The sequence below is a fragment of the Novosphingobium sp. 32-60-15 genome (assembly GCF_002280675.1).
Classification (GTDB): domain Bacteria; phylum Pseudomonadota; class Alphaproteobacteria; order Sphingomonadales; family Sphingomonadaceae; genus Novosphingobium.
In genome coordinates this window covers 72,909-86,985 of the sequence record NZ_NCEN01000006.1, presented here as the reverse complement: position 1 = coordinate 86,985, position 14,077 = coordinate 72,909, and the positions used below count along the sequence as shown (strand labels likewise).

Here is a 14,077-nt window from a genome sequence, read left to right as displayed (position 1 = left end):
TTACTCGGCTGGCTGGATGACTGGCCGGTGTGACGTTACCGCTTTTGACAGTCGGCGCAGCACACGCGTGATGGGACCGTGCTCGTCCATCCACGCATGGTATTCGCGGTACTTGGCATCTTCGGCCAGCAAGTGCTTTTCTTCGGTACGCGCGCGCCAGTAATAGATCGCGCTGACAAGCCCGAGGATGACCGTATTGCGGATGGCATCCACCATTGACCCGCTGGTGACAAGGAACGGCAGCGATGCCAGCCACCAATAAGTGTTCTTCGACAGATAGGCCGGGTGGCGGGTGAAGGCATAAGGCCCGTTTGTCAGGACACCGCGATAGGTCAGGTTTGAGAAGCGCAGACCGAATGCAACCGTCGCCCAGGCATAGACGGCGGTCAGGAACACCAGCGCGCCTGCCCATAGCCACAGCAGCGTATCGTGGCCTTGCAGCCAGTACATCCATTCAGCGCCATTGTGGCGGTAATCCAGCACATCGCCTTCGCCCATCAGAATGAACGGGGGATAGCAGATCAGCGCCGCAACCCATGCGCCAAGGTGCGGATTGGCCGAGCGGATTTGCGAATCCAGCGGCTTGCAGGTGAGAAGATAGCCAACCATGGCGATCTGCACATCAACCATGAACATCGTTTCGATGAGCAGTATGGCCAGCGCGACGGGATCGTGCGTGACCGAAGCCCAGTCATAGCGCACCACCGCGCCAAACCCGCCGGGGACGATGGAAATCATGAAGGCGCAGAAGAAGCCCTTCACCGCCCACGACAACCAGTGGCGCTTTACTTCGGCAGCATCCCAAGGTTCGCGGCCGATCAGCATTGCGCCAAAGTGCCATGCGCCGTCCCGCGGGTTTACCAGTACCCGGTCCAGCCAGAGGACATAAGGAATGGCACCCAGAAACAGGAACGGAACAGCGCTTTCCAGCACTTCCATCGCGAAAACATATTGCCCGCGCCAGTACCAGCGGGCGATGCAATAAGCGAAGCCGATCAACGCCCAGGTGGCCCACAGCCCGGCGATTTTGGTGATCGAAATATCGACAACATCGCGCAAGGGGCGCGGGGATGACCAATCTATGCCGGTGGAAGGACGGCGGTGGACTTTGTCCACCAGCAGCGACCAGCCGACCATGCCTGCACCTGAAAACACCATCGCGGCCATGGCAGCGGCAGGGCCGTCCATGACCTCACGCGGACCGGGCAATCCGAAAGCCTCGCCAATCGCAGGCCAGTAGCGGCACACCAGCACCCAGAAGGCAAGGCCGACAAGGCCGGCAATGCCGACGCCTGCGGAGACATCGGATGGCGGAGGAGAGGGGCGCGTGGTCATGACGGGCCCTGCTTAGCCTGAAACGGTTAGCAATCCGTTGTGATGTGTTGAGCGGCAGAATGCCCACCCCGCTGCGACCAAATTCGCCAATGGCTCATTAAGTCTCGCTCCCTCCCGTTTACGGGAGGGGGCGGGGGTGGGCTGTTCTCGTCTTAACGGAACGCGGTGATTTTGCCGCCGTCGTCAAGGATGTAAAGCGTCTGGTTGGCCACGATCGGAGCGAGGCTGATAGCAGAGCCGAGGTTGGTGAATTTGCTTACCGTGCCGTCAGTGACCGATGCGCTCATCACTTCGCCGCGCGAATTGGCCACCCACAGGCGGTTGCCCGCAAGGACGGGACCGGTCCAGAAGATCGGGTTCTTCTTTTTCTTTTCGTTCTTGAAACGCTGAAGCTCGGTCATCCAGCGGACTTTGCCGTTGGCCTTGGCAATGCACAGCAGCTTGCCTTCATCCGTCAGCGTAAAGATCCAGTCACCCGCGATGGCGGGGGTGGAAATGCCCGCAAGGTTCAGTTCCCAGATGCGCTGGCCGGTGACCAGTTCATAAGCTGCCATGCGTCCACCCTGCCCCAAGGCATAAACGCGGCCACGTTCAATGATGGGATCGGCATCAACATCGGTCAGCGTCGAAACGCTGGTGGCGATGCTGGTGCGGGCCAGGGCATCGGCCCACAACTGACGGCCGTTTTCATAGCGGTAAGCAACCAGTTCGCCCGAGGAATAACCCGCAACGATGGTGCCTTGGCCAGCGGCAGGGGCGGCCACGCCGAACACGTTGGTCTGGCCGACAGAGGCGTTTTCATTCCAAAGCACCGCGCCATCGGTGGCGTTGAGCGCAAGGATCTGGTTGTCCTGCGTCATCACCATCACCTGGCCAAAGGCAACCGTGGGGAAACCGCGCAATGGACCAGCAGGCTTTACGCGCCATTTGATAGCGCCGTTGGCAGCATCAAGCGCGGCGACTTCGCCCACGCCATTCGTTACGTAGACAAGGCCTTCATCATAAGCAGCGCCGCCGCCGAAGGATGAACCCGAGTTCTGCTTTTCAGCCTCGACCGACGTGGTCCATGCGCGCGCACCGGTTGCGGCATCGAATGCGTGGACCATGCCGTCTGTGTCCATCGCAAACAGTTTGCCGCCACCGACAACGGGTGAAGCCGCAAGACGCCGCGAGGAAGATGAGCCTTTGATGCCGACGCTCCACGCCTTGGTGGGCGAAGTGCCCAGCGCAACGTGGCCGTAAGATTTGCTGGCATTGCCGCCGCCTTGGGCGAAATCAGCGTTCACTTCGGGCAAGGGCAGGACGACTTGCGTCAGGCCGATCGTCTCGTCAACTTTGGTGCCTGCTTCGATCTTGGACAGGATCGGGGTGCGCTGGCCGATGGTCGGGGTGGTCTTGACCTTGTCCTTGCCGCCGATAATGCCGCAGCTGCCCAAAGCGAGCGCGAGGACCAGAGCACTGGCGACAGTGGCGCGGCGAAGGGTGGGTGTAGACTTCATGGCGTGTCGTCCTTGCGTGTTCATTGTACCGCTGGCAGCGAGGTCTCGCTCGGGTCTTCAACGGCGTCGACGCCAAGCAGGCCAGCCATCTGGCGGGCACGGCGGCGCAGTGAATCAGGTGCGGTCTTGTCCTTGGCAATCTGCGCAAACAGCGCGCCTGCCAGATCATTCTTGCCTTGCTTGAGATAAGCCGTTCCCACAACTTCTGCGGCATTGGCAAACCAGGCGTTACCCGGGACAGCAAGAGGCTTCAGGCGCTCGACCACCTTTTCGGGGCCGATCTTGTCAAACGTCAGCGCCACTTCGCGGATCGAGGCGAGATCGCGGTAGGCCTGCGGGGCATCTACATCTGCGGCGACAGCGGCGAACGCTTTGGCAGCTTCGTCAGTCTTGCTCTGTTCAGCCAGAATGCCGGCTTCGAGCAATTTGGCCGAGGCGCGGTAGCCAGCGCCACTGTCCTTGGCCAGCGGGGCAAGTTCGGTTGTCGCGCCTTTGAGGTTGCGCGCTTCCAGTTGATCAAGCGCTTTGGTGAGCACTTCACCTTGTTCACCCGCCACGGTATTGGTGTGGTTTTGATACCAAAGCCAACCGGCCAGCCCGAGCAAGCCCGCCACAATCAGCGCACCGACAGGTTTGCCATAGCGTTGCAGCGCGGTGAACACCTGGTCTTCACGCAGCGCATCATCAACTTCGCGCAGGAAAGCATCACCACCAGACGCCCCCCCTCGCCCATCATCGCGGGCCGGGAGTTGATCAGGAGAGGACTGCGGACGATCAGGACGGAGAGCCAAGTCAGCGCTTTCAAATAGTGCGGATGAAGATTGCTAGCGTTTGTCTGGCGCGCTGTTTAGCGGATGGGACCGCCTTTTCAACGGAATTGATTCTGTACGATCCTTGCGTGAACCCTGGGTGAAGAAGATCACGGGAACGAGGCCCGCCCCATAGCCCGCGCATAGAGCGCGGCATAGTGGCGCGCCATCACGGTTTCATCATAATGGTCGCGGGCACGAATGCGGTTGGCATCGCCAATGCGGCGGCGTTGAAGGTCATCCGACGCAAGCGCCGCGATGGCATTGGCAAGGGCGGCGTCATCGCCGGGAGCACTGATAAAGGGCCGGTTGGGTTCGCTGACCATTTCCGCAATATCGCCCACGGCGGGGCTGGCGACAGGCAGGCCCGCCGCCATCGCTTCAAGGACCGAAAGGGGGGCCTGTTCACTGTCCGATGACAATGCAAACACATCGAACAGGCCAATGGCAGCAGCAGGATCGGCGACGTGACCGGGCAAATGGACGCGGTGGCCAATTTCAAGGCGTGTGGCTTCGGCCAGAATTGCCTCACGCTCGGGCCCTTCGCCCAGGATCACAAGATGCCATTCAGGCGGAAGGCCCTGCATGGCGCGGACAAGGCGCGGCAGGTTTTTTACCGCGCGCAGGCCCGCCAATGTGCCAACCCACTTTTCGCCCGCACGCTTGACCACGCGGGGCAGAACGTCGGGGCGAGGCTTGCGCCCGTAAGCGCTGGTTTCAATGCCATTGGCGATGCGGTGGACGCGCGCAGCGGGCTGTCGCCACGTCTTGAGCGCGATCTCTTCCAACTGGCGCGAGGGCACCACCAAAGCCGAGGCGCGGGACAAAGCGACCATCCGGTACCAATTACGGCTGCGCTTCAGACCGCCTGCTTCATCGGCATTAAAGCCGTCTTCGTGATGGATCAGCGGGGCCAGACCCATGGTCGGGCCGAAGACGGCATGGGCAAACACCGCGTCCATTGCCCCCCAGTTGTATGTCAGGACCAGATCGAAACCCTGCATGGCGCGCGCAAGCTTTTGCAGGCGGGCGATGCGCAGTTTTCCGGCAAGCGGCGGGAAGCCGAACGGGAAATAGGCCGCAACGCGCTTATCAATCAGGCCCTTTGCCCCCATCGCGCCGGGCTGGGCCGAGACGATGTGATGTTCCACCCCGCGATGAAAGCGGTTCATCAATGCGACAGCGCGGCGTTCCTTGCCGCCTGCATCAAACGTGGAATGAAGGTGGAGCACCTTGATCGGCGCACCCTTTGCAACCGACTTCATGCCACGCGTTCAAGCAATCGTTCGATTGCGGCAACCGATTCAGCCTCATCCAGCGTGGGGGCGTGGCCAATGCGGGGGAGCGTGAGCAATTCAACACCGGGGCGCGTGGCCATCTTGGCGGCAACATGCGCTTCGAGAATGTCCGAGGTTTCGCCGCGCAAAAGCAGCAGGGGCCGCGTGGCCAGCGCATCATACATCGGCCACATATCCACTTGCGGGGCCGCGCCTTGCGGTTCTTCGAATGGCTCGGCAATCTTCATGTCATAATCGAACGCAATGCGCCCGCCGGTACCAAGCGCCATGATACGCTTGGCATAGCGCAGCCAATCGGTGATTTCCCAATCGGGATAGACATCGCCGCTGCTTTCCTGAAGCGCGCGCGCGGCATGCATCCACGTTTCAAAATTGCGCCCTTGGCCAACGTAGCCGCGAATCCGTTCAAGGCCGCTTGCCGAAAGTTCGGGGCCGATGTCATTCAGAACCGCCGCCGCGATCCGGTCAGGGTTGCTGATCGCCAGCAGCATCGTCAACAATCCGCCAAGCGAGGTGCCCACGGCTACGAACCGGTCAATGCCCTCTTGCGCCAGCAGCGCTTCGACATCCTGCAAGTATTGCAGGGGCTGATAGGTCATCGGATCTTTGGCATAATCGCTATCGCCGCGCCCGCGCATTTCAGGGCACAGCACGCGCCATCTTCCCGCAAGACGCGCGGCGAGGTCTTCAAAATCACGGGCATTGCGCGTGAGACCGGGCAAGCAGATGACCGGCGGACGGCTGGAATCACCGTCATATAGCCGGAAATGCAGGCGCAGCCCGTCGCCGCTGGTCCAATAACGATCTTCGTATTCCGCCATGATCGTAGTGAAACCGCCTCTGTTTGGCCCAAGATTGAACGAACCCGCTTGCAGACGGGCCTTGCTATGCCCACTATTGCAGGGATGCAGCCGCTCCCGCAAGACGCGATCTATCGCGCATCGCCCCGGATCATGGCGCTGGCAGACTGGATAGGCGATCCGGTGCGCGCAGCGGACTTTCCCGAAACCCGCCTGCGCTGGCGAAATGACCGTGCCGCGGCGGACGTTGGCCTGCATCATTTGAGCGACGAGGAGTGGCTGCGCCACTTTGGCCGGTTTGATCCCCTGCCCGATAATATGCCAGAGCCGCTGGCGCTGCGTTACCACGGGCACCAGTTCCGCGTTTACAATCCGGACCTTGGCGATGGGCGCGGCTTTACCTTTGCGCAAATGCTGGATGGCGACGGACGCTTGATGGACCTTGGCACCAAAGGTTCAGGGCAAACACCGTGGAGCAGGCAGGGTGACGGGCGGCTGACGCTGAAAGGCGCCATGCGCGAGATTTTGGCGACCGAAATGCTTGCGGCACAAGGGGTTAACACCAGCCGCACGTTCAGCGTGATCGAAACCGGCGAAGCGCTGTATCGCGGGGATGAACCTTCGCCGACACGGTCTGCGGTGATGGTGCGGCTGAGCCATGGGCACATCCGAATCGGCACGTTTCAACGGCTAAGCGCGTTGCAGCTTGAGGACGAGATGGCGCAACTGGTCGCCTATTGCCTTACCAATTTCCCCGGCGCTGCCATTCCTGACGCGCCACATCCGGCTGTGCGGTTTTTCAACCAGGTTATTGAACGCATGGCCGATATGGCGGCGAGCTACATGGTCGCAGGGTTCGTCCATGGCGTGCTGAATTCGGACAACATGAACGTGACCGGCGAAAGTTTTGATTATGGGCCGTGGCGCTGGCTGCCAAAGTGGGAGCCGGGCTTTACGGCGGCCTATTTCGATCATCAGGGGCTTTATGCTTATGGCCGCCAGCCTGAAGCGGTTCATTGGAATTGCGGGCAATTGGCGGTGGCGCTGCGGTCTTTGGTGGAAGCAGCGCCATTGATCGAGGCGCTGAACCGCTATCCTGAACTGTACCAGCAAGCCATGGCGCGGCGGTGGTGCTGGCGGTTGGGGGTTGTGCCGCGCGGGTTGGAAGAGGACACCGCGCTGATCGGCGCATGCGAGGCCGCGATGGCCGCTGAAGGCGCGGGGCCAGACGCGTTCTTCTTTGCCCATCGCGGTGGGCGCGGGGTGTTTGCAGATACGGCCGAAGGCGCAGCGCTGAAGGCAGCACTCGCGCCGTATACCGCGACCGATGCCAGCCATGCCTATTGGGCTGATGATGCGCCACAAACGATGCTGATTGACGAGGTCGAAGCGATTTGGCAGCCGATTGCCGAAGCCGATGATTGGTCAGCCCTTCATACCAAGGTAGCAGCAATCCGGCGGATGGGCGAAGCGATGGGCGATAGGCCCCATCCACAGGGCCACGCGCCTGTCTGACAAAGCAATATTGCCTAATTGCAATGCAAAGTGTTTAAAAGCCGCGTTAAGGATTTGTGTTACAAGCCCGACGAACCAAGCAAAAAGACAGGCTGATCTGTGGCAGTTGCCGAAATCATATCTTACGAACCCGCCACCGGCGAGGAAATGTGGCGCGGCAAGGTCGGCGATGTCGACGATGTGGTAGCGCGCGCGCGGCGAGCCTGGCCTGCATGGGCGGCCCAACCGCTTGCCACGCGAATCGAACTTGTGCGGCGGTTCGCCAACGAAGTGCGCAAAGAATCGGACAAGTTGGCCGAGATGATCGCGCGCGAAACCGGCAAACCGATGTGGGAGGCGCGCACCGAAGTTGAAAGCGTCATCAACAAGGTCGAGATTTCCATCCGCGCTTATGCGGAACGCACATCGCAACGCAAACTGGATTCCGCATTGCAGGGCACATCGGCCCTGCGTCACAAACCACATGGCGTAATGGCTGTGCTGGGGCCGTACAATTTCCCCGCGCATCTGCCCAATGGCCATATCGTGCCGGCCCTGATTGCCGGCAACGTGGTGGTGTTCAAACCTTCGGAAAAGACGCCGGCAACGGGTGAACTACTGGCCTTGTGCTTCAATCGCGCCGGGATTTCAGCGGCGGTGGTGCAAATGCTGATCGGCGGTCCTGATACAGGACAGGAACTGGTTACGCATGAAGGAGTGGACGGCGTTTTGTTCACCGGATCTGCTCATGCCGGAATCGCGATCAATCGCAAACTGGCAGGCAATCCCGGCAAAATGGTTGCGCTGGAAATGGGCGGCAACAATCCCATTGTGATGTGGGACACACCCAAAATGCAGGACGCGGTGTCGCTGATTGCGCAATCGTCCTTCACCAGCGCGGGCCAGCGCTGCACCGCCGCGCGCCGGTTGATCGTCAAGGAATCGATCTATGATGAAGTGATCGACGGGGTAAAACGCCTGGCCGATCGCATCATTGTTGGCGCACCGTTTGACGATCCGCCGCCATACATGGGGCCGGTAATTGACAACCGCACCGCCGATGGCCTGACCGAAAGCTTCGTCTATCTGCTGTCGTCAGGCGGCCGCCCGATCAAGCATATGGTGCGCTTGCGTGATGATTTGCCGTTCCTGTCGCCTGCCATCATCGATGTGACGGGCGTAGCAGATCGGCCCGACGTGGAACTGTTTGGCCCACTGCTCCAAGTGGTCAAAGTGAACGATTTTGACGAAGCGATTGCCGAGGCGAACAGCACCCGCTTTGGCCTGTCCGCATCGTTGATTGGCGGCACACCGCAGGATTACAACCGCTTTTGGGCAAACATCCGTGCAGGCGTGATTAACTGGAACCGCCCCACCAATGGCGCAAGTTCAGGCGCGCCGTTTGGCGGCGTGGGCTTGTCCGGCAATCACCGGCCAAGCGCCTTTTACGCGGCTGATTACTGCGCCTATCCGGTGGCATCAACCGAGATGGACCAACCGCGCGCCAGCATCGGCGTTGGGCTGCGCAGTGATTAGCAAGCCCTGACTCTACGCCCTACTTTTCCGCGGGATTGGGGAACGGCAGAGCCGGATCAACCGGACCGCCGGGAATCACTGCCATATTGCGCATGTTTTGCTGGGTAAGGTCAGGATCAACCAGCAATTGCCCTTCCAAAGCCTCGGCCATCACAGGGTCAAGCGCCTCGCCATCTTGCTGGGCAGGTGCCGCGCCACACGCCGCCAATGACAGCATAAGCATCAGCAAGATCAAGCGCGGCAAAATCATGCGACAGTATTACCGCAAGTATGGTTAATAAAAAGGAGCGCTTTCCCTTAGAGAAAGCGCTCCTTGACCGACCCTGCGATACGACCCGAAGGGTGGCTGATCCGGTTTAGCGGCAGCGTGATCCGCCACGGTCAACTTCACGACCGAGCAGCGCGCCACCGGCAGCGCCCAGAACGGCGCCAAGCGTGCGATCACCGCGACGGCCTGCTACTTCGCGGCCCAGCAAGGCCCCCGCTGCGCCACCGACCAGCAAGCCCGTGGTGCCATCCGAGCGGCGGCAGTAGTCGCGGCCATCATTGCCCCGCCACGATGCACGATCACCGCGCCAGTCACGGCGATCATTGCGCCAATCGCGACGGTTATCGCGGCGGCCATCACGCCAATCCCGGCGACCTTCGTAGCGATCATCATCCCAGCCCTGCCATTGGGTGGCAACGACTGCCGATGGGCCGTGCGAAGCCGTGGCGGCAACAGCAGGAACAGCGGTTGCAACAGTCGAGACTGCGATCAATGCGAGGGCTGCATTCTTGAGATTGAACATGGGCCTTCTCCTCTTATTGAGGACGCACCGGGCTGTCCGAGATCGTCCTGAAGCTTTCGTTGGTTCATGTTTACGCGTCGCAACCTGAACGATCCGCAACCGAAGCGTCAGAATTGGAAATTGCGATAAAGCGAGCGCTAGTAGCGACAAATCGTGTTTGCAAAGGGGCTTGGCGTGTCTCTGCGATGCTGCCAAGGCAGAATTATGAACCATACGCCCGCATTGCGACGCGGATTGACAGCCGCGATCGCAGCCTATGTCTGTTGGGGCCTGCTCCCGCTGTATTTTCGGGCATTGCATGCCGTACCACCCTTCGAACTGGTCGGCTGGCGCGTGGTGTTCACAGTGCCCGTCTGCCTTGTGATCATTGCCGTGCGAAAGCAGGCCGCCGAAGTCTTTGCCGCCTTGAAAAATCCCCGCGTGCTTGGGCAGTTGGCATTAAGCGCGGGGCTGATCGGTGCGAATTGGCTGATCTATGTGATGGCAATCAACAGCGGCCACGTGCTGGCGACAAGCCTTGGCTATTACATCAATCCGCTCATCAATGTGCTGTTGGGCACGATGCTTCTGGGCGAGCGGTTGAGCCGGGTGCAATGGGCCGCCGTAGCACTGGCCGGGCTTGGTATTGCGCTGTTGCTGGCTGGCGCCCTCGACACTTTGGCAATCGCCCTGTCGCTTGCATTCACTTTTGCGTTTTACGGATTTGTGCGCAAGCAAGCCCCGGTCAGTTCCGTCCCCGGTTTGACCGTTGAGACTGCACTGCTCCTTTTGCCCGCGATCATGATCGTCTTTCTGGCGTCAGAATCGCCGCAAGGTTCAAGCCTTGGCAAAGATGATTCGGACACGTTGCTGTTACTGGCATCCGGGATAGCCACAGCAGTCCCGCTGCTGCTGTTTGCTGTCGCAGCACGCGCTATGCCATTGTCGACGCTTGGCTTTGTTCAGTTTCTTGCGCCCACGATCAGCTTCGTTCTGGGCCTGACCGTGTTTGGCGAAACGCTGGATAACACACGGCTGGCGTGTTTTGCGCTGATCTGGGCAGCAATCGCGCTTTACAGTTGGGACATGCTGCGCCGTTCAGGCCAAGCGCCAGCGTAGCGTTTCGCCCGCATGGAACGGCACGATGATGGTGCCGTTGGCGTCCACGGTATCTGGCACGGTGATCGGCGCTTTCTCAAGGGTGATCGTCGCGTCATTCACCGGCAAGCCATAAAACGCCGGGCCATTGAGCGAGGCAAAAGCTTCGAATTTGTCGAGCGCGCCTTCATCGTCAAAGACAGTGACATAGCTTTCAAGCGCATAGGGCGCGTTGAATATCCCCGCGCAGCCGCACGACGCTTCTTTCAAATGCTTGGCATGGGGCGCGGTATCCGTGCCGAGAAAGACGCGGGATGATCCTGAAGTAGCAAGTTTGCGCAGGGCCAGACGGTGCTTTTCACGCTTGGCCACGGGCAGGCAGAATGCGTGGGGACGGATCCCGCCAACCAGCATGGCGTTGCGGTTGATGTGCAAGTGCTGCGGGGTGATCGTCGCGGCAATTGTCTCGCCTGAACCTTCGACGAAATCCGCCGCTTCTTGCGTGGTGATATGTTCAAACACGATTTTGAGCGCGGGCATATCGGCCACAAGACGCAACAACGTCCGTTCGATGAACACGGCTTCGCGGTCAAATATATCGACGTGATTGTCGGTTACTTCACCGTGAATCAGCAGCGGCATGCCAATGGCCTGCATCTTTTCCAGCACCGGATAGATGTTGCGGATGTCCGTCACCCCATGGGCCGAACCGGTGGTGGCGTGGGCGGGGTAAAGCTTGGCGGCAACGAACGTGCCCGATGCAAAGCCGCGTTCCACTTCGGCAGGATCAGTGCCATCGGTCAGGTACAGCGTCATCAGCGGCGTAAAATCGCTGCCTTCAGGCCGTGCGGCAAGAATCCGATCCCGATAAGCGGCGACACCGGCAACGTCCGTCATCGGCGGCGACAGATTGGGCATGACGATGGCGCGGGCAAACTGGCGCGCCGTGTACGGGACAACGCCTTTAAGCAGGCCATTGTCGCGCAAGTGTACGTGCCAATCATCGGGGCGGCGGATCGTCAGCGTTTCAGTCATCCCTTCCCCTTAGCGGTGCGGCTTCCTATGTTCCAGCCATGACCCGTCTTTTCGAGCGCGCGCTGATCCGCCTTTCCCCCGAATATCCCGCAGAGGACGTGGCCGCGTTCTTGCAAGGGCTGGTGACCAATGACGTGAAGGGCGTTTTGCCCGTCTGGGCCGGGCTGCTTTCACCCCAAGGCAAAGTGCTGTTCGATTTTCTGGTGTGGCCGGACGGGGATGGCTTGCTGCTGGATTGTGAGGCGAGCGCTGCAGATGCCTTGGCCAAGCGGCTGACACTGTACCGCCTGCGCCGGAAAATCGGCATCGCGCGGGCAGATGATCTGGCAGTGCATTGGGCGAATCACATGGGCGATGCCGGCGCGCGCGACCCACGGCTTGCCGCGCTGGGGCAGCGCTGGATCGCTCCGGTGAGTAATTCGGACACGCCAGCCGATGACGCCTGGACCGCGCACCGCTTGTCTCTTGGCGTTACCGAAGGGCAGGCCGAACTGGGCGACGTGTTGTGGCTGGAATGCAACGCGGTCGATCTGAACGGGGTCAGCTTCACCAAGGGCTGCTATGTCGGCCAGGAAAACACCGCCCGGATGAACTGGCGGCAGAAGGTCAACCGGCGCTTGCTGGTGGTGCCACTGGAGCGTTCAGACGAATCGCGACGGCGCGTTGCCTATCCAGCATTGGGATTGGCGGTGGATCACCGGCGAGTTGACGCTATACCCGCCGATCTTGCGCCTGCATGGATGGACCTTACCCCTCAGGAATGATCGGGGCGGCCTGCATACCTTCAACCAGCATTTTTTCGGCGCGATCGCGCCCGGCCTCGCGCGGCAGGTTAAGTGCGCCTGCCAATGGGCCACCCATCAACGCATCACCCAGTGCCATGAGGACAAGCGCCAAAGTGTTGCTGCGCTGGGTATCCGATCCATATTCGTCCAGATCGACCACCAGATCATGAATCGTATCAACGATGGGGTCGAGCGCGTCTTCATTGCCCGAAAGCAGCATCCACGAGGTAAGTGCGCCAGCACCCTCTTTCCCGAAGGCGTCAAACGTCAGGTCAACGACGTCGCGCGGGCTGCCAATGCCAGAACGGCTGGCAATCACGGCTTCGCGAATCGTGGCGCAGATGGTTTCTGCTAAGTGTTTTGCCAGAGCCTTTTGTAGACCGGACGCTGATCCGAAGTGGTGTAGCAGGTTCGCGTGCGTACGCCCGATTCGTCCGGCCACGGCTTTAAGCGTCACCGCTTGCGGCCCGGTTTCCACCAACAGTCCGCGCGCGGCTTCAAGCGCAGCCATACGGCTTTCTTCGGGCGGAAGACGCTTCCTTATTGACATTGGTGTAAGCACGCCTAAATTATCGCTCATGACAGCCATGACCCCCGCTATCGCCCTAGAGCGCACCGCAGCTTCCGGCAAGACGGTGCCCACGCCTCATGACCTGACGATCACGATCCGTGACCGCCGGTTTGGCCGCAACGCGCCCCCCGGACGTTGGTGGCTGAACAACGATCCCGTGGCAACAGCATGGCACAACGCGCTGTCTGCAACGTTCCCCCGGGGCGAGGCGTTCTTCATCGAATCGGTCAAGGCCCACCGCGATGGAGCGCCGCCCAAGTTGGAGGCCGAGATTCGCGCCTTCATCAAACAGGAAATCAATCACACGCGCGAACATGTCGCATTCAACCGCATGGCCGAAGCGGCGGGCTATGACATCGCCAAGATCGACAAGCGCGTCGAAGAAATGCTGGCCCTGACCAAGGATCGTCCGGTCATCGTCAATCTGGCCGCCACGATGGCGCTGGAACATTATACCGCGATGATGGCGCACGAATTCCTCGCCAACCCCGCTCACTTCGCCGGAGCCGAACAGGAAGCCGCCAATATGTGGCGCTGGCATGCGATGGAGGAAATCGAGCACAAGGGTGTGGCATATGACACCTGGCTGCATGCAACCCGGGGCTGGAGCCGGTTCAAGCGCTGGAAGGTCAAATCGCTGATGATGGTGATCGTGACCAAGAACTTCTTCACCCATCGCGTTGAAGATACGCTGGATCTGCTGGCGCAGGACGGTCTGACCGGGGCAAAGTGGAAGTGGCGTCTGGCAGCCTATTTGCTCTGGAAGCCGGGCGTTGTACGCCGCGTATTCCCCGCATGGCTCAGCTATTTCATGCCCGGCTTCCATCCGTGGCAGCATGATGACCGGGCGCTGATCGCCAAGATGGACAGCGAATTTCCCGACGCGGTGATGGGGCGATAGTTGCGAGAGGTCGTATCGGCGGTCGGTACTTTGTGCCTTCCTTGCTGCGACTGATTTCGCCCGCGGGACTTGAGGGTCTTACGCAGAGACGCAGAGAAGAAGTGGAGCCGCAAAGGGGGCAGGTTTGATGGCGAAGCCGCTTTCCG

Annotated in this window: 14 protein-coding genes; 5 read left to right on the top strand and 9 right to left on the bottom strand. The window is 60.5% G+C overall.

What is annotated here, in order from left to right:
- The 5 genes from B7Y89_RS06715 to B7Y89_RS06695 all read right to left on the bottom strand — a co-directional run bounded on the left by B7Y89_RS06715 (position 1) and on the right by B7Y89_RS06695 (position 5,762).
- On the bottom strand, positions 1-1,335 hold the full coding sequence (locus tag B7Y89_RS06715) for an isoprenylcysteine carboxylmethyltransferase family protein (RefSeq protein WP_292936949.1): 1,335 nt from the start codon (positions 1,333-1,335) through the stop codon (positions 1-3).
- Between the two features lie 152 nt (positions 1,336-1,487).
- Entirely contained in the window at positions 1,488-2,834 is a 1,347-nt protein-coding gene (locus B7Y89_RS06710; protein ID WP_292936947.1) for a PQQ-like beta-propeller repeat protein, read from the bottom strand.
- Between the two features lie 20 nt (positions 2,835-2,854).
- A complete protein-coding gene (locus B7Y89_RS06705; RefSeq protein ID WP_292936945.1) occupies positions 2,855-3,625 on the bottom strand; it encodes a tetratricopeptide repeat protein in 771 nt (256 codons plus the stop codon).
- A 128-nt stretch (positions 3,626-3,753) separates the two neighbouring features.
- Positions 3,754-4,908, bottom strand: a complete 1,155-nt coding sequence (locus B7Y89_RS06700) for a glycosyltransferase family 4 protein (RefSeq protein WP_292936943.1) — start codon at positions 4,906-4,908, stop codon at positions 3,754-3,756.
- Entirely contained in the window at positions 4,905-5,762 is an 858-nt protein-coding gene (locus B7Y89_RS06695; protein ID WP_292936941.1) for an alpha/beta hydrolase, read from the bottom strand. Before B7Y89_RS06695 ends, B7Y89_RS06700 begins: the two co-directional genes overlap by 4 nt.
- An 84-nt stretch (positions 5,763-5,846) precedes the next feature.
- Here B7Y89_RS06695 and B7Y89_RS06690 point away from each other — a divergent pair, with 84 nt between their 5' ends.
- Positions 5,847-7,256 (top strand): protein adenylyltransferase SelO family protein, encoded by a 1,410-nt coding sequence (locus tag B7Y89_RS06690; protein ID WP_292937052.1) that lies wholly within the window; start codon positions 5,847-5,849, stop codon positions 7,254-7,256.
- Positions 7,257-7,355: 99 nt separating this feature from the next.
- On the top strand, positions 7,356-8,771 hold the full coding sequence (astD, locus tag B7Y89_RS06685; RefSeq protein WP_292936939.1) for a succinylglutamate-semialdehyde dehydrogenase: 1,416 nt from the start codon (positions 7,356-7,358) through the stop codon (positions 8,769-8,771).
- Positions 8,772-8,790: 19 nt separating this feature from the next.
- Here the strand turns inward: astD and B7Y89_RS06680 are convergent, their stop codons facing one another.
- Together B7Y89_RS06680 and B7Y89_RS06675 are read right to left on the bottom strand one after the other, a co-directional pair.
- Positions 8,791-9,021: a hypothetical protein gene (locus tag B7Y89_RS06680; protein ID WP_292936937.1), complete on the bottom strand. Its 231-nt coding sequence runs from the start codon at positions 9,019-9,021 to the stop codon at positions 8,791-8,793.
- Between the two features lie 106 nt (positions 9,022-9,127).
- Complete coding sequence (locus tag B7Y89_RS06675; RefSeq protein ID WP_292936935.1) at positions 9,128-9,562, bottom strand: glycine zipper 2TM domain-containing protein; 435 nt, start codon at positions 9,560-9,562, stop codon at positions 9,128-9,130.
- Positions 9,563-9,766: 204 nt separating this feature from the next.
- Between B7Y89_RS06675 and rarD the strand changes: the two genes are divergently transcribed.
- Positions 9,767-10,660: an EamA family transporter RarD gene (rarD, locus tag B7Y89_RS06670; protein ID WP_292936933.1), complete on the top strand. Its 894-nt coding sequence runs from the start codon at positions 9,767-9,769 to the stop codon at positions 10,658-10,660.
- On the opposite strand, the gene pyrC is transcribed toward rarD, so the two are convergent.
- Positions 10,640-11,674: a dihydroorotase gene (gene pyrC / locus B7Y89_RS06665; protein ID WP_292936931.1), complete on the bottom strand. Its 1,035-nt coding sequence runs from the start codon at positions 11,672-11,674 to the stop codon at positions 10,640-10,642. The two genes, rarD and pyrC, sit on opposite strands and share 21 nt — an antisense overlap.
- A 38-nt stretch (positions 11,675-11,712) precedes the next feature.
- On the opposite strand from pyrC, the gene B7Y89_RS06660 reads away from it, so the two are divergent.
- The gene (locus tag B7Y89_RS06660) at positions 11,713-12,438 is read left to right on the top strand and encodes a folate-binding protein (protein ID WP_292936929.1); all 726 of its coding nucleotides are present in this window, start codon (positions 11,713-11,715) and stop codon (positions 12,436-12,438) included.
- Here the strand turns inward: B7Y89_RS06660 and B7Y89_RS06655 are convergent.
- On the bottom strand, positions 12,422-13,009 hold the full coding sequence (locus B7Y89_RS06655; RefSeq protein ID WP_292936927.1) for a helix-turn-helix domain-containing protein: 588 nt from the start codon (positions 13,007-13,009) through the stop codon (positions 12,422-12,424). The two genes, B7Y89_RS06660 and B7Y89_RS06655, sit on opposite strands and share 17 nt — an antisense overlap.
- Before the next feature lie 37 nt (positions 13,010-13,046).
- Between B7Y89_RS06655 and B7Y89_RS06650 the strand changes: the two genes are divergently transcribed.
- Positions 13,047-13,931, top strand: coding sequence for a metal-dependent hydrolase (locus B7Y89_RS06650; protein WP_292937050.1), 885 nt, complete (start codon positions 13,047-13,049; stop codon positions 13,929-13,931).
- Positions 13,932-14,077: the final 146 nt, after the last annotated feature.

What these genes read in the sequence shown, in the direction of transcription:
- B7Y89_RS06715 (WP_292936949.1), bottom strand. Translation starts at nt 1,335, where the DNA reads ATGACCACGCGCCCCTCTCCTCCGCCATCCGATGTCTCCGCAGGCGTC.
- B7Y89_RS06710 (WP_292936947.1), bottom strand. Translation starts at nt 2,834, where the DNA reads ATGAAGTCTACACCCACCCTTCGCCGCGCCACTGTCGCCAGTGCTCTG.
- B7Y89_RS06700 (WP_292936943.1), bottom strand. Translation starts at nt 4,908, where the DNA reads ATGAAGTCGGTTGCAAAGGGTGCGCCGATCAAGGTGCTCCACCTTCAT.
- B7Y89_RS06695 (WP_292936941.1), bottom strand. Translation starts at nt 5,762, where the DNA reads ATGGCGGAATACGAAGATCGTTATTGGACCAGCGGCGACGGGCTGCGC.
- B7Y89_RS06690 (WP_292937052.1), top strand. Translation starts at nt 5,847, where the DNA reads ATGCAGCCGCTCCCGCAAGACGCGATCTATCGCGCATCGCCCCGGATC.
- B7Y89_RS06680 (WP_292936937.1), bottom strand. Translation starts at nt 9,021, where the DNA reads ATGATTTTGCCGCGCTTGATCTTGCTGATGCTTATGCTGTCATTGGCG.
- B7Y89_RS06675 (WP_292936935.1), bottom strand. Translation starts at nt 9,562, where the DNA reads ATGTTCAATCTCAAGAATGCAGCCCTCGCATTGATCGCAGTCTCGACT.
- rarD (WP_292936933.1), top strand. Translation starts at nt 9,767, where the DNA reads ATGAACCATACGCCCGCATTGCGACGCGGATTGACAGCCGCGATCGCA.
- pyrC (WP_292936931.1), bottom strand. Translation starts at nt 11,674, where the DNA reads ATGACTGAAACGCTGACGATCCGCCGCCCCGATGATTGGCACGTACAC.
- B7Y89_RS06660 (WP_292936929.1), top strand. Translation starts at nt 11,713, where the DNA reads ATGACCCGTCTTTTCGAGCGCGCGCTGATCCGCCTTTCCCCCGAATAT.
- B7Y89_RS06655 (WP_292936927.1), bottom strand. Translation starts at nt 13,009, where the DNA reads ATGTCAATAAGGAAGCGTCTTCCGCCCGAAGAAAGCCGTATGGCTGCG.
- B7Y89_RS06650 (WP_292937050.1), top strand. Translation starts at nt 13,047, where the DNA reads ATGACCCCCGCTATCGCCCTAGAGCGCACCGCAGCTTCCGGCAAGACG.